This window comes from Dactylosporangium sp. CS-033363, from assembly GCF_050942475.1.
Classification (GTDB): domain Bacteria; phylum Actinomycetota; class Actinomycetes; order Mycobacteriales; family Micromonosporaceae; genus Dactylosporangium.
This window is the reverse complement of the sequence record NZ_CP192033.1, coordinates 1-21947: the sequence shown is the minus strand read 5'-3', so window position 1 is coordinate 21947 and position 21947 is coordinate 1. Positions and strand designations below refer to the sequence as shown.

General features: G+C 71.6%; 29 protein-coding genes. 4 read left to right on the top strand and 25 right to left on the bottom strand.

Annotated elements, in window-relative coordinates:
- Positions 1 to 123: 123 nt before the first annotated feature.
- The gene (locus ACQPZ4_RS51280; protein WP_433067486.1) at positions 124 to 546 is read right to left on the bottom strand and encodes a hypothetical protein; all 423 of its coding nucleotides are present in this window, start codon (positions 544 to 546) and stop codon (positions 124 to 126) included.
- A 269-nt stretch (positions 547 to 815) separates the two neighbouring features.
- Here ACQPZ4_RS51280 and ACQPZ4_RS51275 point away from each other — a divergent pair, with 269 nt between their 5' ends.
- The 4 genes from ACQPZ4_RS51275 (at position 816) to ACQPZ4_RS51260 (ending at position 2451) form a co-directional block, all read left to right on the top strand.
- Positions 816 to 1166: a hypothetical protein gene (locus ACQPZ4_RS51275; protein WP_433067483.1), complete on the top strand. Its 351-nt coding sequence runs from the start codon at positions 816 to 818 to the stop codon at positions 1164 to 1166.
- 93 nt (positions 1167 to 1259) lie between these two features.
- The gene (locus tag ACQPZ4_RS51270; RefSeq protein ID WP_433067480.1) at positions 1260 to 1658 is read left to right on the top strand and encodes a hypothetical protein; all 399 of its coding nucleotides are present in this window, start codon (positions 1260 to 1262) and stop codon (positions 1656 to 1658) included.
- Positions 1659 to 1726: 68 nt separating this feature from the next.
- Positions 1727 to 2125, top strand: coding sequence for a hypothetical protein (locus ACQPZ4_RS51265; protein WP_433067478.1), 399 nt, complete (start codon positions 1727 to 1729; stop codon positions 2123 to 2125).
- Complete coding sequence (locus ACQPZ4_RS51260; RefSeq protein ID WP_433067475.1) at positions 2122 to 2451, top strand: hypothetical protein; 330 nt, start codon at positions 2122 to 2124, stop codon at positions 2449 to 2451. The genes ACQPZ4_RS51265 and ACQPZ4_RS51260 overlap by 4 nt, the downstream gene beginning before the upstream one ends.
- 1151 nt (positions 2452 to 3602) lie before the next feature.
- On the opposite strand, the gene ACQPZ4_RS51255 is transcribed toward ACQPZ4_RS51260, so the two are convergent.
- From ACQPZ4_RS51255 to ACQPZ4_RS51140, 24 genes are all read right to left on the bottom strand, one after another.
- Positions 3603 to 4454, bottom strand: a complete 852-nt coding sequence (locus ACQPZ4_RS51255; protein ID WP_433067472.1) for a hypothetical protein — start codon at positions 4452 to 4454, stop codon at positions 3603 to 3605.
- Between the two features lie 42 nt (positions 4455 to 4496).
- Complete coding sequence (locus tag ACQPZ4_RS51250) at positions 4497 to 4997, bottom strand: hypothetical protein (RefSeq protein ID WP_433067470.1); 501 nt, start codon at positions 4995 to 4997, stop codon at positions 4497 to 4499.
- Positions 4994 to 5488, bottom strand: a complete 495-nt coding sequence (locus ACQPZ4_RS51245; protein WP_433067467.1) for a hypothetical protein — start codon at positions 5486 to 5488, stop codon at positions 4994 to 4996. Before ACQPZ4_RS51245 ends, ACQPZ4_RS51250 begins: the two co-directional genes overlap by 4 nt.
- Positions 5485 to 5988 (bottom strand): hypothetical protein, encoded by a 504-nt coding sequence (locus ACQPZ4_RS51240; RefSeq protein ID WP_433067465.1) that lies wholly within the window; start codon positions 5986 to 5988, stop codon positions 5485 to 5487. The genes ACQPZ4_RS51245 and ACQPZ4_RS51240 overlap by 4 nt, the downstream gene beginning before the upstream one ends.
- Positions 5985 to 8945, bottom strand: a complete 2961-nt coding sequence (locus tag ACQPZ4_RS51235; RefSeq protein ID WP_433067462.1) for a hypothetical protein — start codon at positions 8943 to 8945, stop codon at positions 5985 to 5987. The genes ACQPZ4_RS51240 and ACQPZ4_RS51235 overlap by 4 nt, the downstream gene beginning before the upstream one ends.
- Entirely contained in the window at positions 8945 to 9838 is an 894-nt protein-coding gene (locus ACQPZ4_RS51230) for a hypothetical protein (protein WP_433067459.1), read from the bottom strand. The genes ACQPZ4_RS51235 and ACQPZ4_RS51230 overlap by 1 nt, the downstream gene beginning before the upstream one ends.
- Before the next feature lie 26 nt (positions 9839 to 9864).
- On the bottom strand, positions 9865 to 12270 hold the full coding sequence (locus ACQPZ4_RS51225; protein ID WP_433067457.1) for a hypothetical protein: 2406 nt from the start codon (positions 12268 to 12270) through the stop codon (positions 9865 to 9867).
- A 363-nt stretch (positions 12271 to 12633) separates the two neighbouring features.
- Entirely contained in the window at positions 12634 to 13236 is a 603-nt protein-coding gene (locus ACQPZ4_RS51220; protein ID WP_433067454.1) for a hypothetical protein, read from the bottom strand.
- The gene (locus ACQPZ4_RS51215) at positions 13236 to 13688 is read right to left on the bottom strand and encodes a phage tail tube protein (RefSeq protein ID WP_433067452.1); all 453 of its coding nucleotides are present in this window, start codon (positions 13686 to 13688) and stop codon (positions 13236 to 13238) included. The genes ACQPZ4_RS51220 and ACQPZ4_RS51215 overlap by 1 nt, the downstream gene beginning before the upstream one ends.
- Positions 13689 to 13704: 16 nt before the next feature.
- Positions 13705 to 14133, bottom strand: coding sequence for a minor capsid protein (locus ACQPZ4_RS51210; RefSeq protein WP_433067449.1), 429 nt, complete (start codon positions 14131 to 14133; stop codon positions 13705 to 13707).
- Positions 14130 to 14510: a hypothetical protein gene (locus ACQPZ4_RS51205; RefSeq protein ID WP_433067447.1), complete on the bottom strand. Its 381-nt coding sequence runs from the start codon at positions 14508 to 14510 to the stop codon at positions 14130 to 14132. Before ACQPZ4_RS51205 ends, ACQPZ4_RS51210 begins: the two co-directional genes overlap by 4 nt.
- A 277-nt stretch (positions 14511 to 14787) precedes the next feature.
- A complete protein-coding gene (locus ACQPZ4_RS51200) occupies positions 14788 to 15117 on the bottom strand; it encodes a hypothetical protein (RefSeq protein ID WP_433067444.1) in 330 nt (109 codons plus the stop codon).
- 1 nt (position 15118) lies between these two features.
- Positions 15119 to 15487 (bottom strand): hypothetical protein, encoded by a 369-nt coding sequence (locus ACQPZ4_RS51195; RefSeq protein WP_433067441.1) that lies wholly within the window; start codon positions 15485 to 15487, stop codon positions 15119 to 15121.
- A 4-nt stretch (positions 15488 to 15491) separates the two neighbouring features.
- Complete coding sequence (locus ACQPZ4_RS51190) at positions 15492 to 15869, bottom strand: hypothetical protein (protein WP_433067439.1); 378 nt, start codon at positions 15867 to 15869, stop codon at positions 15492 to 15494.
- A complete protein-coding gene (locus ACQPZ4_RS51185) occupies positions 15866 to 16279 on the bottom strand; it encodes a hypothetical protein (RefSeq protein ID WP_433067436.1) in 414 nt (137 codons plus the stop codon). The genes ACQPZ4_RS51190 and ACQPZ4_RS51185 overlap by 4 nt, the downstream gene beginning before the upstream one ends.
- Positions 16276 to 16941, bottom strand: a complete 666-nt coding sequence (locus tag ACQPZ4_RS51180; RefSeq protein ID WP_433067433.1) for a hypothetical protein — start codon at positions 16939 to 16941, stop codon at positions 16276 to 16278. The genes ACQPZ4_RS51185 and ACQPZ4_RS51180 overlap by 4 nt, the downstream gene beginning before the upstream one ends.
- A 2-nt stretch (positions 16942 to 16943) precedes the next feature.
- Positions 16944 to 17897 (bottom strand): hypothetical protein, encoded by a 954-nt coding sequence (locus ACQPZ4_RS51175; protein WP_433067431.1) that lies wholly within the window; start codon positions 17895 to 17897, stop codon positions 16944 to 16946.
- Positions 17898 to 17902: 5 nt separating this feature from the next.
- Positions 17903 to 18316 carry a hypothetical protein gene (locus ACQPZ4_RS51170; protein ID WP_433067428.1) on the bottom strand — a complete coding sequence of 138 codons (414 nt, stop codon included), beginning with the start codon at positions 18314 to 18316 and terminating at the stop codon, positions 17903 to 17905.
- Between the two features lie 78 nt (positions 18317 to 18394).
- Positions 18395 to 18919 carry a hypothetical protein gene (locus ACQPZ4_RS51165; protein ID WP_433067425.1) on the bottom strand — a complete coding sequence of 175 codons (525 nt, stop codon included), beginning with the start codon at positions 18917 to 18919 and terminating at the stop codon, positions 18395 to 18397.
- A 113-nt stretch (positions 18920 to 19032) separates the two neighbouring features.
- On the bottom strand, positions 19033 to 19305 hold the full coding sequence (locus tag ACQPZ4_RS51160) for a hypothetical protein (protein WP_433067422.1): 273 nt from the start codon (positions 19303 to 19305) through the stop codon (positions 19033 to 19035).
- Positions 19305 to 19814: a hypothetical protein gene (locus tag ACQPZ4_RS51155; protein ID WP_433067419.1), complete on the bottom strand. Its 510-nt coding sequence runs from the start codon at positions 19812 to 19814 to the stop codon at positions 19305 to 19307. Before ACQPZ4_RS51155 ends, ACQPZ4_RS51160 begins: the two co-directional genes overlap by 1 nt.
- A gap of 1 nt (position 19815) precedes the next feature.
- A complete protein-coding gene (locus tag ACQPZ4_RS51150) occupies positions 19816 to 20181 on the bottom strand; it encodes a hypothetical protein (RefSeq protein WP_433067417.1) in 366 nt (121 codons plus the stop codon).
- 143 nt (positions 20182 to 20324) lie between these two features.
- Complete coding sequence (locus tag ACQPZ4_RS51145; RefSeq protein ID WP_433067414.1) at positions 20325 to 21158, bottom strand: P22 coat protein - protein 5 domain protein; 834 nt, start codon at positions 21156 to 21158, stop codon at positions 20325 to 20327.
- Between the two features lie 69 nt (positions 21159 to 21227).
- The gene (locus ACQPZ4_RS51140) at positions 21228 to 21947 is read right to left on the bottom strand and encodes a hypothetical protein (protein ID WP_433067411.1); all 720 of its coding nucleotides are present in this window, start codon (positions 21945 to 21947) and stop codon (positions 21228 to 21230) included.

The window sequence follows — 21947 nt, the reverse complement described above, 5'->3', positions numbered from 1 at the left end:
CTGTCCGATGTGGAACGCGGGCCACGCATTGCCCGCGTTGCCCGCCCCTGGAACGACGAAAGGGCCGGTCGGCCGGGGTGCTCCATCCCACCCCGGCCGACCGGCCGTCTTGCGGTGTAACGCCTAGCGGTGCAGGTGGCGCAGCAGCAGTTCGGCGCTCGGCACCCCGATGCGGCGGAGCATGTCGGCGAGGCGGAACACCGTCTCGACGTCGATGTCCTGCGGCAGGAACGACACCACCGGTCCGGGCCACGCCCAGTTGCGGGTGACGCCGTCGGGGTCGGTGGTGCCCTTGATGATCACCAGCGCCAGTCGCTGGATCATCTGCTTGTCGGCGATGTGGAGGATGCCCAGCTCGCCGACGTAGTGACCGGCGATCGACGCCCACTCCTCCGCCGTGGTGGCGGCGTCGTCGATCTGGTTCTTCTGGATGGCCCACACGTACGCCCGGAGGACGTCTTTCGGGTAGCGGTACCCGCGTGCGGCATCCACGGCCTCGACGCGCAGCGCGTGACGCTCGTCGCGTTCGGCCTTGGTCATCTGCATTCCAGGGTCCTTTCGGAGGGTTCCGGCGGCCCGTGCGAGCTCCAACCCCCGCCCGTGCCGCCCTGACATGGAACACACTATCCGAGTCGCGACTACCATGCAACAACTTCTCTGGATCTTGCATGTAACAGCTCTATAAATGCTGTACAGCAACAGATTCTCAGATTCCATGAGCGAATTTGTTGCACGGTAGAGGCGATCGCGATAGAGTGATCGTGTTGGTCGGGGGTTGGAGCCCGGCCGGCACTCCTCCTCCGAAAGGCACATCAATGCGCTACGCGATGAACAACGCGATGTTCAAGGCCCTCCACGCGGCCGCGAACAGCGCGACCGGCACGGTCACCCGCCGCACCGACGCCAGCGTGACGACGATCCTCGGCATGGCCCGCGCCGAGCGGAAGTGGGTCGAGCCCGTGTGGGGCGCCGGGGTCAAGGTCGCGCGGGAGATCGTGAGCGCCACCGTCCGGCCCGAGGGCTGGGCCGAGTACCGCGCGGAGTGCGCTCGCCGGAACGTCGCCCCCGGCCAGCGCACCCAGCCGCGCCGCCCGCTCGCGGCTCGCGTCGACGCGTGGGACCTCGTCGCCGCCGTCAACGGCGCCGAGATCGAGATCCCGTTCTAGCAGGTCAACCCACCCCGCCGGGACCGGCCGCGTCTTCCCTCGCGGCCGGTCCGGCCCCCTCCTGCCTCTCACCTCGCCAGAAGGGCACCACCCATGCAGCTCGCGATCACCGCCCACGCCGCCGCCGCGCCCGTCCCCGCCGACATCCCCGCCGAGCTCGCCGTCATCGTCAGCGACCTGGTCGGCTTCCTGCGCGCCGAGGCCACCGCCCCGATGTGGGGCGAGCCGCCCGCCGACGGCGCGTACGTCGTCATCGGCGACGCCGTCTACCAGCGCGCCGACCGCGTCGGCCGCGCGCCCGAGGGCGGCGACTGGTACCGCCTCGACGGCACCGACGGCGGCTACGGCCCGCTCAGCTACACCGAGATCGCGTTCAACACCGACGACCTCACCGACCGGCCCACCACCAGCCGCGGCGTCGAGCAGCTGTACACGATGGAGGACCTCCTCGCGCTCATCCGCACCTACACGGCCGTCACGACCCGCCGCTGACCCCTCAAGCCGCCGCGCCGCCCTGGTGCCAACTCCCGGGGCGGCGCGGCATCCACATGGAGGCTCCCATGCCCAACGCCGACCAGCTGTTCGACGCCGCCGCCGCGATCGCCCATCAGATCCGCGCCCGCCGCGACGCCCTCGGGCGCCCCTTCACCGTCGAGGAGTACGCGCAGGCGCGGCGCGAGCCCGACCCCGTGCCGACCACCCCACCGGACGCGCCGGCCAGGCCGACGCCCGACACCTGCCCCGCCCACCCCGCCCCGGCCGAGATCGCCGCCCGCACCCAGACGTGGGACGAGTGGAACGCCGAGTACGAGCGGGTCCGCGCCGAGTTCATGGCCACCACCGAGGCGTGGGACACGACCAAGGCCTGGCAGCGGTCGGTGCTGTACCGCGCCCTGGTCGCCGTCGAGCCGATCCCGGTCCTCGGCTGCCAGATCTGCGGATTCGAGGAGCCGCAGTGACCCCGGCCGCCGAGCCCGTCGACGAGCCGGTCATCGGCCCGCTGCACGCACGGTTCGCGGCCGCGGCCGCCGCCGGCGCGACCGGCATCGCCGCCGGCGCCGCGGTGCAGCTCCTCGCCGCCCTGCACCTGCTGGTGCTGCCGCCGGAGCCCGGCACCGACGACCGCAGCGAGCAGGTCTCGGTCACCGTCCACGGCATCACCGTGACGATCCGCCGCCGCGCCGACGGGCTGTTCGTCCACGTCGACCCGGACGCCGTCGACGCCGGCCACGGCCCGCTGTGGCTGGAGGTCGGCAACGGCGGCGAGAACGAATACGCGGTCTGAGCAACGCCGCAGGTCGCGGCTAGCACGGCCCGGAAATGCCGGAAAACGCCCCCGGACGGCCGACCCTGAAAGGGTGACCGTCCGGGGGCGTGCCGTGTATTACGAGAGGATTACGGGCGCATGCAGGAAACGTGCACGACATGTGCGCGGAATGGGCCGGAGAAATGCCGCTGACCAGCACCATTTCCGGGCGTGGACATCGGGCCTGGTCAACGCCCGTCAACGCCGCCGGCGGGAGCTGAGGAAGGTTGGCACACCGCGGTATCGCCCCGCCTGAGAGGGGCCGGTATGGTACCCGGCAAACCAGCGGCGTCCGCCGCCTGGTCCTGCGCAATGGGGTGCGCCGAGCAGCGCCGGCGCCCTGTGCCACCTGATCATCGGGTCTGTCGAGGGCCCGTCAACCAGGCGCCCGCGTTTCGCGACGCGGGCGCCTGGCCCCCCCGATCGCAGCCTGCCCGTTCGCGCGGGTCGCTGCGGTCGCCGTCGGCGCCGGCTGGTGTGGAGTGATGTGCGTTTGCCCCGCGCTACCCACACCGCCGTCGTCGCAGACGGCGTACCCCCTTCGGTGACGGTCCGCGCACTCGCGGCCCCCGGCGGCGGGCAGCGACGTACGCGGGAAAAAGTCTCAAACATCGATTCGTTGGCGTCCGAAAGAAACCGCCTCACAAAACGATGTTGGCGCGGACAGTAGTCCGCAAGGGGAGGCGCGAGACACCGGCCGATTTACCGACGTGGTACCGCCGATAGGTGGGTATCGTACTTTCCGTCATACCCCCGGCGTGAGCTGCGCATTCTCGCCCATGGATACCGCGAAAGCGCCCGTGTGACGCTCCGTCGCACTTTTGTCGCGACGCAAACATTCCCGTTTGTGGATCACGCGCCCGCCGATCATCACACACTGCCGGGCGACGATCACCAACGAACTTCAGGAACTGTTAAGGAAGTTGGCAGGCCGGGACCGGTGTCCACTCCCTCGAGCGGCTCCGCCGGCCACCCGGCCACCCGCCACCAGCACCGCCACCACCACCGCCGGCGGCCGCGACCAGCACCGACACACTGTCGACTGCCAGTGACGAACCGTTGATTAGCACGCTGATTAGCAGCGCGTGCAGGCGCACCGGCACTATCCGATGCGCCTGCACGCGCACGCCTCAGCGCCCGACCGGACCCCGCTCGATCGCGAACGTGAGGTGCCCCGCGTACGCGTGGAGCTCCGCCGACGTCGCCACCGCCTTGCCGTGCTCGTCGACCGCCTGCCGCAGGATCGACAGCCCGGACGCGCCGGCCGGGATCTCCTGCGACCACCGCTGCCCCGACCGCAGCACCAGCTGCCCGCCGTCGCAGCCGGGGAACGCCGCGAAATGCTCGTCCCCGGTCGTGTACCAGACCCGCAGCCCGTACGCCTTCCCGGTGTCGTTGCAGAAGTTCAGCCACGCCCGCCGCGGGTCGGCCGCCCCGGCCTGCACCGGCGGGATCGTCAGCGAGGTGATGATGCCCTCGGGCTGGATGTCGATCGGTCCGAACGAAGCGCCCATGTCGTCGTCCTCTTCCGTGTCCGCGGCAACGCCCCCGGGCGCGCCGATCGTGGGCCATGCCTGGGTGCCGTCAGCGCGCGCGTCGCCGACGACGGACAGGTGCCCGTGGGTGAAATGCCGGTCGCCGTTCTTCGGCCGGTACGGCCGCCACGTCCACGCCGGGTACGTCTTCCCGCCCTCGGTCACCGCGTGGTTGGAGAAGATCTCCCCGTTGCTGATGCCGTACTTCGCGCGCGGGTCCCGGGCCCGGCGGATGTCGTCGAGCACCAGGTGCGCGTCGAGGCCGAGGTCGGGCCGGTTCGGGAAGTCCGCGGCGGTCACCACCGCCTTGCCCAGCCCCGAGAAGTCGTGCGGCGTGTGGTCCGACGTCGGGTCGTGCGCCGCGTCGCCGATCAGCCCCCACTCGTCGGCGCCGGTCCCCGGCGGCCGCGCCCTGGGCGCCCCCGCCTGCAGCTGCTGCTGCAGCACCAGCAGAGACCGTGCAGCCCTCCATGCCATGGCTGTCCCCCGTTAGTTGTTGTCGATCAGGAACACGGCCAGGTACGAATCGGCCGCGGTCAAGGTCACCGTCCCGGTCGCCGCCGACCGCGACGCCTGCAGCTTCAGCGTGTGCGAGGCCGCGGAGAGCACCACCCGGTGTGCCTGCGTCGCCGGCTGGTTCTGCACCGCGTTCATGCCCCGCACCGCGGCCCGGGCCTGGGCGACGCCGTCGACGACCAGGAACCCGGACGCGTCGAGCGACACGGCCGCGGACGGGCTGAACGCGAACACGGTGACGACCAGCGCGATCGCACCCGACCGGGCCGGCGTGAACGTCAGCGTCGCGCCGGGCAGGTCCTGCGCCGACGTCGTCACCGTCAAATTCGACGTGCCGTGCTGCTGCAGCACCCGCAGCACGTTCTTGTTGTCCCGCCACGCCAGCGCGTCAAGGGCCGGCTGCAGCAACGCCGCCGGCAGGTAGTCGATGCCGGTCCGCAACGCTGGCGACGGCGCCGTGTATGGAGTGCTCATGGCAGGTCCACCACCAGCATCGTCAGCGTGCAGTTCGCGGCCGCGATGGACAGCGTGCCGTTGCCCGACGTCTTCATCACCCGCAGGTCGACCGTGTGCGCGCCGGCGCCGAGGACCACCGGGTACACCTGGCACAGGTTGCAGTGGTCCGCGACGTTGCAGTTCTTGACCGCCCGCGCGAATGTCTGCTCGATCCCGTCGACGAACACCGACCCGACAAAGTCCGTGGACGCGGCCACCGAGTTGGTCAGGTCGAACACGGAGATGACCAGCGCGAACGCGTTCCCACCGACCGTGGTGAAGGTGATCGGCGTGTTCGTCACCACCACCGAGCTCGAGGTCACCGCCGGCGACCCGGTCCCGGCCGACGTCAGCACCGTCATCCGGGCGGCGGCGTCGAGCGCGGCCACGCCGGCGAGGAACTCCTGGACCACCTCGGCGGAGACCGGGTCGCCGTCGACGAGGTACGGCGCGATGAACGGCCCGCTCATGGCATGTCCACAGCGAGCACGGTCATGCCGGTGTTCTGCGCCTGGACCGCCGCGAACGCCCCCGACGCGTTGTCCCGGTACGCCCAGAGCTCAAGCGTGACCTGGGTCGGGGAGAACGTGAGCGGCACCAGCCACGTCCGCTGCACCGTCGACCGGTCCGACTTCGAGAACTGGAACAGGCACTCGGCGCCGAACTGGCTGCCGTCGACCCGCAGCTGCGCCCGGGCGTTGAAAAAGTTCGACCCCGACGGCGCGCCGTTGAAGTCGACAACCGCCGACACCCACAGCAGCGCGTTCTTGCCCCTGGTGACCAGGTCCAGGGCCATCCCGCCGAGGAGCGTCGGCGTCGTCGACGTCGTCAGGTCCGAGGTCTGCGAGACCCGGTACAGCTTCACCCGGGCGCCGGCGTCGTGCTGCTCAAGGACCCGCATCCCCGGCTCGATGTCCGCCTTCTTCACCGGCGACGTGTCCGACAGGGTCGGCGCCGTGTACGGCTTCATTCCGGCGCACCCCCCAGGATCGTGTTCCCGACCGTGGTCCCGGCCCCGGAGGCGCCGAGCTTCCACTGCTGCCGGGCCTGCCGGCCGACGACGTCCATGTCCGCCGCCCCCGGCACCAGGACGTCGCCCAGGCCCTCGAGGAGCAGCTCCGCCTCCAGCCGCAACCCCGCCTTGTCCTTGACCTTGACCCGGTCGTACGGCTCGAGGCGCGGGTCGAGCGGCGCGGAAATCGCCGTGAACACCACCTGCGGTGTCGACAGCAGCGCCAGCAGCTGGTGCCCGACGCCCTTCGCCCAGTTCAGGGTCTGCGACCACGGGTTGTCGCCGACCTGCAGCGGCAGCTCGCCGTTGTAGGCGGCGATCGAGTCGGGGGAGCGGGCCTCGTACTCCAGCCGGCTGTCCGCCTGTTTCACCGACAGGCCGACGACCCGGCAGTCCGGAACGCCGGCGGTGTCGACGAGGTACACCGGGAACCCGACCTGCCCGGCCTTGACGACCACCGTCGCCGACGTCGCCGACGTCATCGTCAGGGTCGCGTAGATCTCCTGCACCGGGTCCGGGCTGCGGGAGTCGAAAAACCCCGACGCCCCCGACCCGTCGGTGTTCTGCGCCCACGACCCGGCCAGGAAGATCAGCGCGTCCGCGGCCGGCTCCTCGAACGCCAGCTGCCACGTCGTGGTCGAGCCGGGGTCGACCCGGAACGCGCCGCCGGTCAGCGACCACAACCCCGTCGACTGCTCCAGCTGCGTGTACGGGACCGTGATCACGTTGCGGACCATGGCCCGCGAGTCGTCGTAGCCCAGCGCCCACAGGTGGTCGTGCGTCGTCAGGGTCCGCTGCACCGTCAGCGACGAGGCGGCGTTCAGCCGGGCCCGTGACCAGATCCGCAGCTTGCCGTCGTAGTCGATCCAGACCAGGCCGCGTTCGGCGCCGGCGAGGTCCTGCAGCAGGTCCCACGCCTGCTGCGGCTTGTCCGGCGGGTAGATCCCGGCCAGGTCCCGGTTCCCGAGCCGGTCGAGCTCATAGTCGGCGGTGAACGTCGTCGCCGGCCACGGCGCCCCCTCGGGGACCCCGGAGTGGACAACGAGCTCGGCGAACTTCGCGTACGACGACACGGCGACCTGCGCGGCCCGCTCCGCGGTCGTCGTGGCGATCGCCGGCGTCGCCGTGAACGTCACCACGCTGGTCGTCCCGCCGATCTGGAACGCGGCCCGGCCGGCTGCGTCGTCGACGTGGACCCCGACCAGCGTCCACACGCCGGTGGAGATCGTCGGGCCGTTCACGGTGCGCATCGCACCGCCGCCGAACTGGTGGTTCGCGACGTTCACGACGAGCTGCCCGGTCGTCAGGACCTGAAAGATGATCTCGCAGACGCCGGTGCCGTTCCCGACCCGCACGTTCAGCGCTTCCCCGCCGGGCTCCGACCCGGTGATCTTCACCCACAGGTGGGTGCGGACCTTCGCCCGGCCGTCGGAGTTCCACCCGGCCATCCCCGGCGCCGGCTCGGCCAGGTACCCGATCGACGACCACAGCCCGTCGGTCTCGGTCGTCGGGTCCGCGGCCATGAAGAACGGCGCGTCGCGGGTGTAGGTGCAGATCTCCCGCTGGTTCAGCTGCGCCATCGCGGCGAGCTGGTACGCGCGGCCGACGAACGCCGTCGACGACCCGTACTGCGGCGCGTAGTACCGCACCTGCCCGAGCTCCGTCTGCGGGGGTGGCGCCAGGTACAGGCCGCACTGGAACGCGGCGTACGCGGCCACCCAGGACGCCTCCAGGCCGCCCTTCATCGAGCTCGTCCAGTCGGTGCGGTTCACGACCACGCCGGGAAGCTTCACCAGCGTCCGCAGCCGGTCCCGGCCGTCGACGATGGTCGCCTTCGCCGTGCGGTCCGCGACGTCGACGGGCAGGCTCTGCATCACCCCGTCCGTCACCCGCGGCACGTACTGCCAGCCGCTGTCGGTCAGGAACCCGAGGCTGATGTCGACGAGCCGCCCAGCACGCTCTTTCCCGGCCAGCGGCGAACCCGGGTTGAACCGCGAGAAGTACCCGACGTTGTCGAGCTCCTCATCGTCGGTGGCGCCGCGGACCAGGTCGATCGTCGCGGTCGCCGCGGAGATCCCCTCGACGACCATGCACTCGTCCGGCAGCTGCCCGGTCACCGACCGCTCGACCCGGGCCTCAGCGACCTTGTCCGACACGTCGTCGTAGCGGCTCGTCGCCACGTCAATCCGGTGATACGTGAACAGCACCGGGCTCGTGTTCGTGTTCCCGGCCGACCGGCCGGACCGCACCCCCCACGCCCCCGACGCCCACGTCCGGTCGACGACCTGCAGGTGCCACACCGCCGGCCGCGGCTGGTCGGACCGCCACACCCGCATCCGGAACACCGGCCCGAGCGCCTGGGCCTGCGACAGCCAGTGCACGCCGGCGTTGTACGTCCCGCCGGGCACCGGCAGTCCCGTGGCCACCAGCGGCGTCTCGACACCCGCCAGCAGCCGCGACGCGTACACGTAGACCCGGCCGTCGACACTGACGACGGTCCGCATGTTCACGTAGTTCGACGCGTCCTGCTGCCGCAGCAGCAGCCCGGCGGGCTCCAGGTCGCCGCCGACCGCGGCCGGGCACGACCACTCGGCGGTGATGTCCTGGTCGGCCATGAGCAGGTCGGTTAGCAGGATCCTCGAGTACCGGAACTCGCTGGCCAGGGCCACCGAGTGCGTCCCGGCGCCGGCCGCGACCGCGAAATCCGACGCGGCGACCGTCCCGATCCCGCTCGACGTCCACGGGAACCCGGTCGACGACGTCCCCCAGCTGCTGCTGACGGTGCGCCCGTCGAAGGTGTCGGACGAGTCGATCAGGTTGCCGCCGTCGTTGTCCCAGTCGACCGTCACGAGGGGGCGGACGTACCGCTCCCTGGCTTCGATCGCGGCGGCCAGGTCAGCAGGTACGGACCGCATCACACCTCCACGAGGCCAAGCCCGGTGTTGTGGTAGTTGACCCACGGCAGCTCGTGGTCCATGGACGGCATCGACACCCGCGGCACGCCCAGCCCCGGCACCCACACCGTGCCCGCGTCGAGCACGGTCGGCATCGACACCTGGAACTGCTCCAGCCACAACGTGCAGGCGCCGGAGACGGTGCCGGCGGACACCGCGAACCGCGGCTGCAGGTACACCCCGCCGGCCGGGCACGTCGTCGCCGGCATCACCACGTCGGTGTGTCCGCTCGTCGACGTCGTCACCGCGGTGCCGGCGTCGAGCTGCACCTGCGTCCCGGCCGCGGACAGCCACCGCAGCTGCGCGGCGACGTCGGCGACCCCGTCGGTGCCGCCGCCCCGCACCCGCGCCTGCAGCCGGTACGTCCGGCCGGGCACGCACGGGATCCCGGCCCAGTCGCTGTTCGGCCCGTCGAGGGACAGCACCCCCGACGTGACCGACGCCGGCAGCGTCCACTGCAGCGCCCGCGGTCCCCGCTCGAGCGTCCCGGCCGAGCTCGTCAGGGTCTCCCCGGCCCCGGCGGCGATCGTGAACCCGCTCGTGTCGTTGAACACGCTGGTCGCCGCGGACTGGTTGCGGGTCAGGAGATTCCGCTCGGCGCCGTCGATGAACGCCCACGGCCCGAACCCGTTGTGCCCGCCGTAGAACGCGATCAGGGTTGCCTGGTCGTCGTGGGACAGCGCCCGCCACGTCAGGTCCCACGAGCGCAGCAGCGTCGGGCTGTAGTCCGCGGCGCGGCCGCCGGCGAGGGTCTCCCGCACCTTCCCCTGCCGGGCGATCACCGCGGCGACACCGCGCCGCGGCGACAGCATCGCCTTGAGCGCGCCGGGGCGCCCGAGATACATCGTGGCCACGGGCCCACCTCCGAGCAGGGGATTGGTTAGGCGAGCGCGGCCGCGGCGCCGCCGGCGAACCGGCGGTTCCGGTCGCCGGCCTTCGCGGCCGCGGCGACCTTCGCGGCGTTGCGGCGCAGCGCCCGCAGCGCCCGCCGCTCGATCACCTCGCCGTCGACGGCGAACACGACGTCGCCGCCGCCGCCGAAGTCGGCCGCGGCGAGCTCGTCGCGGACGGCCTGGCGGATCATGCCCTGCGCCGTCGACACCGGGGCGACCATCTCGTCTTCGCGGCCCTCACCGATGACGGCGAGGGTGCCGCCGTTGCGCCGGCCGACCATCGCGCCGGCGGCGAGCATCGGCAGCTTCGGCATGCCGACCGACCCGCCACCGAAGTGCGCGCCCATGAAGTCGACCGCCGGCAGGTTGAACGACAGCCGGTTCCACAGGCCGATGACCTGGTTCAACGCGTCCTTGAACGTGCCCGGCAGCCACGAGAACAGGTTCTGCGTCGCGCTGAGCCGGGCACGGAGACCTTCGAAGAACCCACCGACCTGGTCGAGTTTGCTTTTCACGTCGTTCTTGAAGTCCGACAGGTCGTTTTTCCAGCCGGTGAACTTGTCGACCAGCCACTGCATGATCCCGAAAAAGCCCTGGATCTTCTGCACGCCGTCGGTGAACAGCCATTGCAGGAAAGCCCGCAGCCCGTCGAAGAACGCTTTGAGTGATTCCTGGTTCTTCGGGTCGGACAGCCACTCCTCGAGCTTCTCCAGGTTCCGGCGGACCGCGACGAGCGGGTCCTCGTCCTTGTTCCGCTTCTCCAGCTGCCCGCCGAAAATGATGTCGAACAGGTCCCCGAAAATCTTGATCAGGATCTCGACGATGTCGAACAGCGCCGAGACGGAGTCCGTCGCCTCCTGAAAGAACGCGTCGAGTTTCCCGTTCTCGGCAACGGAGTCGATCCACCCGGCGAAATCCTCGATCCAGCCGGAAAGTTTGTCGCCGAGCATGTCGATGAACGGCTTCGCCGCTTTCGACAGCCGCGCCCACATGTTCATGAACGGCCCGGCGAGCGCGTTTCCGATCTTGTCGATGAACCCGCGGGTCGCGTCCAGACCGACGTTCATGTCGTCGATGAACTTCGGTTTCGACGCCGTGTTCGTGAACGTCTTCACGATCCCGTTGATCGTGTCCGCCATCGACGTCAGCTGCTTACGGGCCGGGCCCTCCCAGGCGTCCGCGAGCTTCACGACGGCGTCGCCGATGCCCTCGAACAGGTGCTGCTGCACGTCGAGCCGCAGGTCGCCCCACGCCTTGCCCAGCGACTTGACCTTGTCGACGAAGTCCTGCGCGGACTTCGCGAGCTTCGTCACCTCGCCGGCGGCGCCGCCACCCGATCCGGCCTGCTGCGCCTGCGCCAGGGCGTACTGCGCGTCGGCCAGGGCGTCGACCGCCTGCGCCTGCCGGTCGATCGCCTCCCGGACCCGGTCGGAGCCTTCGACGCCGACGCGGTCGCTCTCCTCCTTCTCCTCCTTGAGGTCGGAGTGAGCGTTTTTCGTCTCCTCGAGCGTGAGCTGCGCCGACCGCAGGTTCCGGTCCGCGCGGGCGATCTCGTTCGGGTCGCCGCCCAGCCGGGCCCGGGCCAGCTCGTCGCGGGCCTCCGCGACGGACGACGCCGCGTCCTCCTCGTTGAGCGCCGACCGCTGCAGCTGGAGGTTCAGGTCCCGGATGTGCTTGATCTCGTCCCGGCGGGCCTGGTTGATGCCCTCCGTCGCGGCCTGCAGGTCCTTGTTGGCCCTGGTGACCTGCCGTTGCGCCATCGCGATCTGGTGGGCGGTGTCCGCGACCTTGGCCCCGGCGCCCGAGTTTTTCTTGAAGGCGTCAGTGACGCCCTTCATGCCGAGCATCACCGCGCCGAACGCGAACCCGGCCCCGGACAGCAGCGCCGGCAGCGACCCCGCCAGGCCACCGGCCAGGTACAGGGCCGGGCCGAGCAGCGTCGCGAACGCGACCGCCTTCATCAGGAACGACGCGAGGCCGGCCGCGTCGAAGCTCATCCCGTCGAGCGCGCCGGAGGCCTTGGAGAACGCCATCGAGAACAGCGACCCGATGCCGCGCAGCCCGTCGCCGAGCAGGTCGAGCATCCGCCGGCCGAACCCGCGCCCGGCCCGCTCACCAGCGATCCGGGCGGCTTCCTCGGCGCCGACGAACTGCCCCTTCTTGTTCCGGAGGCTGCCGTCGGAGGCGAAGAAGAACCCGCGGCCGTAGATCTTCCCGGCGTTCTGGCCGTGCCGGTCGGCGTCCTGCGCCGTCGCGGCACCCCACGCGTTGAACCGTGCCCGGGCCGTGGCCAGGGCCCGCTTGAACGGGTTGTCGTCCAGCTTGAGATAGGCGAGCAGCTCGCCGACGGTCATCATCTCGGCGGCCTCCCAGGGGGCGGATACAGTGGCCACGCCCGGCCGGTGTGATCCACGGGGATCAGCACGGGCCACGTCATGGCGACCTTCGACAGCGCGCTGGTGTACGCGCACAGCGAGGCGCCGGCTGGGCAGCGTGCGGCGGCCGCCCCCTCGACCAGCGGGGGGCGGCTTGCCGTCACATCAGGTCGATCGCGGCCATCGCCGCGTCGCCGGTCGCCACCTTCGGCGCCTTGCGGGTCTGCTCACACGCGAGCCGCCACACCGAGTGGTCCGGGTGCAGCCCGTCGAGGCGCTCGAGGAACTGCCACAGCGGGATCCCGTCGGCGAGCTCGTCGTCGAGCTCGACCCCGTACGCCTGCAGCCAGTCGGTGTTGAGCAGCGTGTAGTGGCGGAGGATCAGCTCCCAGAGCTGGCGGGCCTGTGCCCGCCTCGCGCTTCCCCCGGGTCAGCACCGCCGCCGCCGGGCGCCTCACCGGTCAGCTGCCGGCCGAGGTTGTCGAAGTGCCCCATCACGAACGCGAGGACGTCGGGCAGCTCGTCCATCTCGATGCCGTCCTCGAGCATCTGGTCGACCGCGCCCGGGCGCAGCGACAGGTCGAGCATTTCCCGGATCGTGCCGAACCCTTCCTCGGCGGTGATCTTCCGGCGCTTGTCCCGGAACTCTTTGCGCTGCGACAAGAACATCACCTTGGCGGGCAGGGACTTCGGCAGGTCGTACACCTTGCCGTAGATCCGGACCCGGCGCCGTTTCTGCTCCTTGCGCTTCGCCTCCCAGTGCTTGTCGAAGTCGAACGTGACCCCGTCCGGGTCCTCGTCGCTGTCGACGAACCCGGGCGAGGTCAGCAGCTCGGCCATCTGTTCACGGGCGCGGTCGCGGGAGTCACGCTCGCCGAGGGTGAGCGGGTCCGGCCGCTCGTCGACGGCAGTGGACGTTGCGCCGCCGGCGGCGGTGCGGGCAGCTTGGCGCGCGGCGGCGCGGCGGTGGGATCGGTTGCTCATTACGGGGCCGCCACCAGCTGGGTCTTGCCGACCCGGCGGACCGTGCACGACCAGGTGTTGTTGTTGTTGTTCCCGCCGCCCTGGTCGCCGAGGCGGAACGTCGCCGTCCACACCTTCCACTGCGAGTGGCGGATGTGCCGGAACCGGACCTTGCCCCGCGACGCGCCCCCGGTCTTCGACGCGAGCTCCTCGATGCGGGCCTGCCCGACGTCCTGGACACCGGTGGTGTCGTCCTCCATCTTGAAGCCCTGGCAGGCGACGCTGGCGCCGCGCTGCATGACGACCTCCTCGTACGCGCCGTCGGAGTCGAAGGTGGTGGTGTCCTCCACCTCCTCGTTCTCGCCGGGGCTGAGGTTGAAGTTGTTCATGCCGGTCAGCGACAACCAGGTGACGGCGTCGCCGGCCTGCACCTGGAAGATCATTTCGCGCGCCGGAACCGTGGTCTGGCTCATGGGCAGACGCCGCCTCTCACATGCGATGGAAGGTCGCGCGGCGGACGTCCGCGCGGAAATTGATCACGAACTCCATGCGGCCGTCGGCGTCCTGGCCCATCGGGAACCCGCCGCCCTGGGAGCCGTACAGCCCGACCAGCCGGGTCCCGCCGGGCAGCCGAATCCCGCCCAGCCCGTGGAGCCGGCTGTAGATGGCCGCGGCCCGGTCCTCGGGCGCGTACACGTCGTTGCGCGGGCCGCGCACCCGGACCTGCAGCCGCGGCTCGTCGAACGGCAGGACCGAATCGGACTCCCGGCCGGCCGAGAACGTGACCGCGAGGCACTCGTCCGGCGTCGCCGGCAGCACCATGGGGTAGATGTCGCCGCTGGTGTCGGCGTCGTGCTCGGCGTACCGGCCCAGCCCGACCGCGTCGAGGAGCCGGCAGAACTCCTCCGTCAGCGTCACCGGAACCGCCGCCGGTAGTGCGCCGCGATGATGGCCAGCATCAGCGTCTTGTTCGCCTCGAACGGCGCCTCGAGGAACTTCGCCTGCCGGCCCGGCGCATGCCGGAACGTCAGGTCCTCGTGCTGCCGCTTCGCGTAGTCCTTTGTGGACTCGTCGCCGTACACGACCCCACCGACGCCGTGCTCCGGGTCGATGACGACCCGGCCGGTGTTCATCAGCACGACCTGGTCACGGCCGGGGCGGGTGTCGAGCGGCACCAGCGGCCGGGAAACCTTCAGCAGGTACTCGAGCGCGTCCCGCAGCCCCGCCTCGCCGGCCTCGTCGACCATCGCGTAGGCCCGGCCCTCATGCCAGGTGAGCTTGTAATCGGTGGCCACAGGCGCCTCCGGGCAGCAAAAGAGCCCCGCCCTGGTCCGGGCGGGGCTCGAGGGAGCGGAACGGCTACCGTGGGAGGCAGACCGGGAGGGTAGGGGGATGACAACCCCGAGAGCATCGGGCAAACCGGGCAATCACGGGGTGCAGTAGCTGCCTTCCCGCCCGGCCGGCAACACGTCAGGGCGGGGAGTCAACCCGCGCCGCAACCTGCGACAGGTGGGCGCCCACTCGGACCAGGTACGGGCCCGACGACGTCGCCGGGGGGCGGCTCACATCACCTCAGGCGAGGTTGAGCTCCACATGATCCGGGGTCTCGGCGCCGCCGCCGTCATGGTCCGTGCGCCCGACCACCGTCGACGTCACGCCGGCGTAGGTGACCTCCGCGCCGACCTTCCCGGGCGTGCCCGGCGGGCCGTAGAACGACCGCGTCGAGGTGATCTTCTCGTTGTTGGGGCCCCGGACCAGCTGCCGCTTGTCGACCATGACCCCGACGGCGTCGACCGGCGCCGCGAACACATTCCCGCGCGGGCCCCGGCCGGCGAGCTCGGCGATCGCCACCGTGTGGGAACCGCCGAGCGCCTCGAGGACCAGCTCGAACGGGAACGCCACGTCAGGCGACCCGGGGCACGTCGACGAGCACGACCTTGACGCTCGCGCTGGCCGAGAAGTCGAGCGCCATCTTGCCGTTCGCGTCGTTGTACTGGCCGGGCGGGTACGGGCCGAGCACGCTGATGCCGGTGGTGGCCGCGACCGACTTCGTCGGCGCCGCGGGGACCGCCCCGGCAACCGTCGTCCCGATCACCTCCGTGACCGTGATCGGCGCGCCGCTCGTGTTGACCACGATCGCGACCTCACGACCGGAGTTGACCCAGTCGATGCCGTTCCCGGCGCCGGTGCCCGGCACGCTGCCGGAGGCGGCGTCGATCTCGACGGCGTCGAGCCACGACGCCTGCAGCGCGGTGCGCGTTGAGCGTGCCATCGGCTTACTCCTGTCCCGCCGGCGTCGCCGCCGGCGTGCTGGTGGACTTCGCCCGGTGGGCACGGGCCTTGGGCTTCTCCTCCGCGGCCGCCGCGACCTGGTCGCCGCCGGCGTCGGGGGCGTCGACGCGCTCCTCGTCGCCCGGCAGAGCCGGGAGCTGGGCGCGGCCGGACAGCAGATCCTCGAGCGTGACGAACTGCTCGGCGCCGCCGAGGCCGTCATCGCCGTCGTCGGCGGCGAGCCACCACCCGGCGATCTCCCCGGCGTCCTCCCGCGCGGCCACGAGCGCGTACAGCTGCTCGTCGTACGGGTGGCCGGGGGTCAGGTTCGCGGACCGCTCCAGGAGCTTCCCCTGCCCGTCGCGGCGTTCGTATGTCCTCATGAGCCCTCCCGGGGCTGCTCGATGGGGTAGATGCCGAGCGGAATCCGGGGCTTGCTGCCGAAGAGCGCATTCGCGTAGCTGACCGGCTGCACCTGGAAGTCGACCGGCAGGCCGGTGGCGTCGCGCATCCACAGCGACACCGACCCGCAGTGCAGCGACCACAGCGGATTCCTGTGCAGCGGGTCGCGGAGACCGGGGAACATCTGCTCGAACCGCAGGTCGGGGACCATGATCCGCACGTCGACGTCGCGCCAGGCGCGGGTGAGCGTCGACGACCCGACCAGGTACGGCACCACGTCGTACGCCTCGCGGAGCATCACCGACACGTGGTTGAGCAGCAGCAGCCCGGGGGAGCCGAGGTACGACCTGACCCGGTGCGGGCCCGGCGCCGGCGGCGTCTCGGCGGTCACCACGACACCGGCTGGTCGTCGAGGAGCCCACCGACCCGCAGCACGTCGTACGTCGAGGCCGGCACCGGCGGGACGTCCGTGGAGCCGTTCGGGCGGGCGCCCCTCGAGAGGCTCACCCCGCCGATCGACACCGACGTGTACAGCGACCGGGCGCCGTGCTCGTCGCCGGCCTTCACGTACCACTGGACCAGGTCACAGACCGCGTCCCGCAGCGTCGCCTTGACCTTCGCGTCGGTCGGCTCGCCGAGCTCGTCGACGTCGTAGAACGCCGTCATGACCACCGACCGGATCTTGCGGGTGGCGTGCTGCAGCATCCGCCGCGCATCCAAAGGTGGCGCCGCCCCGGTCCAGTCGGCGAGGTCGGTCGTGGTCGCCCACGCCGGCCGGGCCATCAGCGGATCGGGGGCCACCGCGACCTTCGACGTCTGCCGGCCCATGCCGGTCCCGGTCACCTGCCACCGCAGGTGCCACAGCCCGCCGGCGGTGAACTCGAGCGGGTCGTCGCCGAGCCACTCCTGCCCGGCCGCCGACTCGCCGACCTTCGTCACCGGCCACGGGGTGGCCACGTCGGCGCCGTCGAACACCTGCAGCGTCGCGGCTGTCGTCCCGTCGAACGGGGTCACGAGCAGCCGCGGGATGGTGAATTCACCGACCTCGGGCACGGTCAGGCTCCCCTCGTCTGGGTGGTGGACGCGGTCAGCGTCGACGCCGGAACCGCGGCCGCGGTCAGCGTCGACACCCCGGCCAGCGACGCCACGAGCGCCACCGCCGGCAGCGGATACACGCGGGCTACGTTCGTGAGCGCGGCCGCGAGCCGCGGGAACTGCGCCGCCAGGACCGCGGCCGCGGCCGCGTCCGCGGACACCGCCGCGCCGAGCTGGGGCAGCGTGCCGCCGAACACCGCGGCGGCGGCCGCGGCCGCCGCCACCGAGCCGGTCAGGCCCGGCAGGGTCGCGGCGAGGAGCCCGCCGGCGATCGCCTCCGTCGACAGCGCCCCGGCCAGGCCGGGCAGCATCGCGTCGAGTTGCGCCGCCGCGGCGCCCGACCCGTTCAGGGCGGCGGTCAGCAGCGGCAGCACCCCGGCCGCCGTTACCCCGACGACCGCCTGCGCCGCGAGGGCCGCGGCGAGGCCGGGCAGCGCGGCCGCGATCGTCGCCTCGACGGGCGGGGCGGCGGCGTCCGGGGTGTAGTCGATGTCGACGAGGAACCCGGCCGTCGACGGCGTCGTCGGCAGCGCATCGCCGCTGGTGAACAGCCCCCGGACCGCCTTGATCCCGCCGCGGGTGACCGCGCCGCCGCCGAAGAACCCGAGGACCGCCGGGTACCGGGTCGTCGTCACCGTCGCCCGGACCAGCCCCGACACCGCGACCGGCGCGGTCAGGGTCGCCCAGTTGTAGACGTCCAGCGTGGACGTGTCGAAGCCGCGGGCGGCGATCTGCGCCCCCGAGGCGTCGTAGAGCCGGAACTGCGGCGTGACCGACGGCGCGACGACCGGGAACGGCCACCGGCCCCGGCTGATCGTGCCCGACGCCAGGTCGTACTCCGTGCACACCGACACCTGCGGCTCGAGGAACTCCCCGGCGCCGGCGAAATCGGCGTCGGTCCAGTACGTCGTCACCCGGGTCAGCCAGGCATCGTGATGGTGCCGCCAATGGCGTTCACGGTCAGCCCGACGCTGATCGTCGTGGTGTTGAGGACCAGGTCGCCGCCGCCGCCGGACGCCGACACCGACCCGTCGAGGACCGTGGCGCCGTTGGAGTCCTTGACCCGGAACCAGCCGGCGGTCCCGGCCGCGACCCCGGTCGTCGACACCGCCGGCGACGTCGACAGCGTCCCGACCCCGGCCGCCGCGGCGCCGAACGCTGGGTCGTTCAGGGTGAACGTCGCCAGCAGCGTCCCGGTGGCGGCGTCGGCGGCGGCCGCCGGCTGGGCACCGGTCCGCAGCTCGATCGTCCCCGGCCCGGACCCGGCGTTGATCAGGTTCAGCACCGCGTCCGCGGCGGCGGAGCGGACGTTCGAGGGCAGGCGGACCGTCATGGCGGCTCCTCACAGAACAGCAGGGTGTGACCGGCCCGGGTGCTCGCCCACCCGGGCCGGTGGTCTATGCGGAGCCGGTCAGGCCCCGGTGTGCGTGACGCGAAACGCGTCACGCGGTTCGCTGGGCGGCAGCGCCCAGAAGGCGGGCCCGGCGTACTGCGACCGCAGCTGCATCCGCATCGCCCGCCAGACACGTTCGGTCTCGGCCGCCCGCGCCGGCGCGCCGCACCGCGGCGACCTGCAGTCGTCGGTGCAGCTGCAGCCGGGCAGCAGGAACGCGGGCGTGATCGTGCTGCAGGCGTCGCAGCCCGCCGGGTGGATGTCGACGCCGAACAGCCGGTCAGCGTGCTGGCCGGGGTGGCCGGGCGAGGCCTCGGCCGGGTGCGTGCACGCACCCCGGAGCAGCTCGGTCTCGTCCGCGGTGAGCCACAGCCCGAGGCTGATCCACTCCCTCGAGGCGCCTCCGGCGACCTCCTGGGCGTCGATCACGTCCCTGGCGACCCGCACGAGCGCGGCGAATGTCAGCGGCTCCCGAGGGGCGGGCGCCGTGGTGCTCACCTCGGCGTAGAGGCCGGCGATGTAGTCGTCGACGACCGCGGCCATCGCGGCAGCGTCGGATGTGGTCTGAGGGCTGGGCAACGCGTCTCCTCGAAAACACGGGTGGGTGGCCAGCCGGGCGCGGGGCGTCCCACCTCGCGCCCGCACCCGGCTGGGGTCTAGAGCGGCAGGACGCAGACCGTGGCGGTCTCGCCCGTCGCGCAGATGCCGTACAGCGACTCGTTCTCGCCGAGGCTGATCACCAGCGGCGCATCACCGGCCTTGATCGCGAACCCGCTGGTCGCGGACACGTTCGCGGCGCTGGAGATGTACACGTTCTTGTCCGTGGCCCCGAGGACCCGCACCGCGACGTTCCGGCGGGTCCCGGCAGCCGTGCTGAGGGTCTTCACCGGGGTTTCGGTCACCGCCACCTGGACGGCGACACCGGCCATCAGCCGGCCGCCACGAACTCGACGCCGGTCGCGGCCGCCCAGCGGTCGAGCTCGGCTTCGAGGGCCGGGATCGACATCCCGTCGGCCTCCTCAGCCGGCCAGGCGGTGCCGTCGACCTTGGTGACGTGCCGGACGACGTACCCGACCCAGACGGCCTTGCGGTCGCGGCGGGTCGGCCGGGCCGGCGCTGTCGGCCGTTCCGTGACGTTCCCAGAAATTCCAGAACCGTCCGCGGCGTCCGCGGGCGTTCCAGCGATTTCCGGGGTTTCCGGGGTTTCCGGCGATGTTCCGGCGATGTCCGCCGGCGGGGCGGTGGGATCGGCCGCCCCCGAGACCGCAGCCTCGGGGGCAGGCTCGACGTACGGACTCCCGTCAGCGTCCGCAACGCGGGTCAGGTAGCCCTTGAGCAACCGTTCCGCGAGCGGCTCCGACAGCGGGAGCGCGTGCTCGAGCACCAGGCCGTTCTCACCGCGCAGCCACATCGTCTGCGGCGTCTGCGCGGTACCCACGTCAGCCCCGCGCGAGTTCGAACGCCTGGATGACGCCCGCCATGGACGCCTCGCAGTCGATCAGGAGCGAGCCGTCCTTCTGCAGGAACCGGCCCGACTCGAACGGGCCGAGGACCGCGACGCCGGTGGTCGCGGCGACGACGCAGGCCAGGTCGCCCTGCCCGGCGGCCCACGCCGGCGGGTACGCGCCCGCCTTGAGCGTGATCGTCCGCTGGGTGCCGTTGGTGTTCGTGACCCGAAGCAGCAGCTTCTCCGGCTTCGCGGCCGCGATGACGTGCTGGTTGGTCGGGTCGATGGTGGTGCCCGCCGGGGAGGCGATGGCCGAGTTGACGGGCATCGCCTGCACGGTGATCGGAGTACGAGCCATGCTCGTGCCCCCTTTCCTGTCCGGTTCGGGCCCGGACAGGCCGGCCGCGCACCCGCAGGTGGGTGGCGGTCCGGCCTGCGGGCATGAAAAAAGCCACCCCGTGGGGTGGCGTCAGTGGTGCTGCTCGAGCGACCCGAACCGGGTCAGGACTGCGAGGCGATGCAGGTCGCGAGACCCTCGGGGCGGATGACCTTCGCCCCGTAGATCAGCAGGCCGCGGACGAGGTCGCCGAACCGGCGCTCCGACCGCATCGCCTCGGTCTTCGTGAGCTGCTCGGCCATGGTGATCGCGGCGTTCGTGCCGGCCATGACCGCGTAGTCGTCGCCCGTGACGAGCGGCGCGTTGTTGCTGGTGTAGACCGTGAAGCCCAGCACCCGGCCGACGAGCCCGTTCAGCAGCGCGTCGCTCTGCGTGTTGCCGGTCAGGTCGACGAACTTCGGGTTCTCCAGCAGGAGCGAGTGCACCCAGTTCGGGAGGACGATCCACCGGCCGGTGGTCGGCACGTTCGCCTCGTCGAGCTTGAGCTTGAGCTTGCGGATCATGGTGTAGGCGAGGTCGCCGTTCGTGATCGCCGTGGTGCCGAGGGCGTTCGCGGCGTTGACCTGCGTGTACAGCGACGCGACGTACTGGTCGACGACGTCGGCCAGGCCGTACGCGGCCTCGGCCATCGCCTGCGGGACCACGTTGCCGCGGGCCTGGAACGCGTCGACGTCGTCGATCGAGAACGCCCAGTACTTCTCCTGGTCGACGACCAGGACGCGCTGCGCGTCCGTGAGCTCCTCGTAGGTGATGTCCTGGTTGCGGCCGTACGAGTTGATCGTCGGCCGGGAGATCGAGGTGATCCGGACGGTGTCGCCGGCGGCCTGGACCTCGCCCTCGTAGTCGCGGTTGCACAGGTTCGAGAACACGAGGGATTTCTTGTAGGACTCGAGGAGCAGCGCCGACCAGATCTCCGGCCGGAAACGAGTGATAGCCATGAATGCCTGCCTTAGGGTTCAGGTGGCACGCACGCCCCTGGACAGACCGCCCCCGCGGCGGCCCGCCCACTAACCCATGAGGTGGGTCAGGCGCCCCTCGTGGAACGCCTTCGCGACCTCGGCCTGGGACATGCGCGCGAGTTCGGCTTCGGTGATCGGCGCCGGGTTGTGCCCAGCCGTGAACTGCCCGCCGGACACACCTGGTGCCGGGGTCGTCACGGACGCCGGGGCCGGCGCCTGCGTGGCCGGCGCGCCGTCGGCGCGCAGCCAGGGGGAAGCGGTCGTGTGCTCGCCGATCTTCGCGGCCACCTGGGCCTTGAAGTCCGCGGCCGCGGGGTCGAGACCCTTGACCGACTCGAGGAACGGCGCCCAGCCGAGGACCTTCGCCGGGTCCGCGCCGTGGGAACCGGCGTTCGTGAAGACGGCGAGCTGGACCTGCGCCTCGCGGGCCTGCGCCGTCGCCTTCGCTGCGTAGTCCCGCAGCTGCGCCGCCGTCGGCGGCGTGTTGTCGGCGGGCTTCGGCATGATGCCCGCCTGCACGAGCGCGTCGACCACGGTCTGACGCTCGGCCTTCGCGGTCTTGGCCTCCTGCTGCACCTTGTGCAGGGTGGACATGTACCGCTGGTGGTCCCACGGCTGACCGTCCGGGCCCGTCGCGTCGCCGGCGTCCTCCGTGCCGAACATGCCGGCGTCGAAGTCCTGTTGCCGGCTCAGCCAGTCGCCGATGGTCATGTCGTCGTTCTCGGCCGCGGCCGTACCTGCCGGCTGCTGCTGGGTGTTCTCAGACAT

Coding starts and splice junctions, on each gene's coding strand:
- ACQPZ4_RS51280 (WP_433067486.1), bottom strand. CDS start 546: ATGCAGATGACCAAGGCCGAACGCGACGAGCGTCACGCGCTGCGCGTC.
- ACQPZ4_RS51275 (WP_433067483.1), top strand. CDS start 816: ATGCGCTACGCGATGAACAACGCGATGTTCAAGGCCCTCCACGCGGCC.
- ACQPZ4_RS51270 (WP_433067480.1), top strand. CDS start 1,260: ATGCAGCTCGCGATCACCGCCCACGCCGCCGCCGCGCCCGTCCCCGCC.
- ACQPZ4_RS51265 (WP_433067478.1), top strand. CDS start 1,727: ATGCCCAACGCCGACCAGCTGTTCGACGCCGCCGCCGCGATCGCCCAT.
- ACQPZ4_RS51250 (WP_433067470.1), bottom strand. CDS start 4,997: ATGAGCACTCCATACACGGCGCCGTCGCCAGCGTTGCGGACCGGCATC.
- ACQPZ4_RS51245 (WP_433067467.1), bottom strand. CDS start 5,488: ATGAGCGGGCCGTTCATCGCGCCGTACCTCGTCGACGGCGACCCGGTC.
- ACQPZ4_RS51240 (WP_433067465.1), bottom strand. CDS start 5,988: ATGAAGCCGTACACGGCGCCGACCCTGTCGGACACGTCGCCGGTGAAG.
- ACQPZ4_RS51235 (WP_433067462.1), bottom strand. CDS start 8,945: ATGCGGTCCGTACCTGCTGACCTGGCCGCCGCGATCGAAGCCAGGGAG.
- ACQPZ4_RS51220 (WP_433067454.1), bottom strand. CDS start 13,236: ATGAGCAACCGATCCCACCGCCGCGCCGCCGCGCGCCAAGCTGCCCGC.
- ACQPZ4_RS51215 (WP_433067452.1), bottom strand. CDS start 13,688: ATGAGCCAGACCACGGTTCCGGCGCGCGAAATGATCTTCCAGGTGCAG.
- ACQPZ4_RS51195 (WP_433067441.1), bottom strand. CDS start 15,487: ATGGCACGCTCAACGCGCACCGCGCTGCAGGCGTCGTGGCTCGACGCC.
- ACQPZ4_RS51190 (WP_433067439.1), bottom strand. CDS start 15,869: ATGAGGACATACGAACGCCGCGACGGGCAGGGGAAGCTCCTGGAGCGG.
- ACQPZ4_RS51170 (WP_433067428.1), bottom strand. CDS start 18,316: ATGACGGTCCGCCTGCCCTCGAACGTCCGCTCCGCCGCCGCGGACGCG.
- ACQPZ4_RS51165 (WP_433067425.1), bottom strand. CDS start 18,919: ATGGCCGCGGTCGTCGACGACTACATCGCCGGCCTCTACGCCGAGGTG.
- ACQPZ4_RS51160 (WP_433067422.1), bottom strand. CDS start 19,305: ATGGCCGGTGTCGCCGTCCAGGTGGCGGTGACCGAAACCCCGGTGAAG.
- ACQPZ4_RS51150 (WP_433067417.1), bottom strand. CDS start 20,181: ATGGCTCGTACTCCGATCACCGTGCAGGCGATGCCCGTCAACTCGGCC.
- ACQPZ4_RS51145 (WP_433067414.1), bottom strand. CDS start 21,158: ATGGCTATCACTCGTTTCCGGCCGGAGATCTGGTCGGCGCTGCTCCTC.
- ACQPZ4_RS51140 (WP_433067411.1), bottom strand. CDS start 21,947: ATGTCTGAGAACACCCAGCAGCAGCCGGCAGGTACGGCCGCGGCCGAG.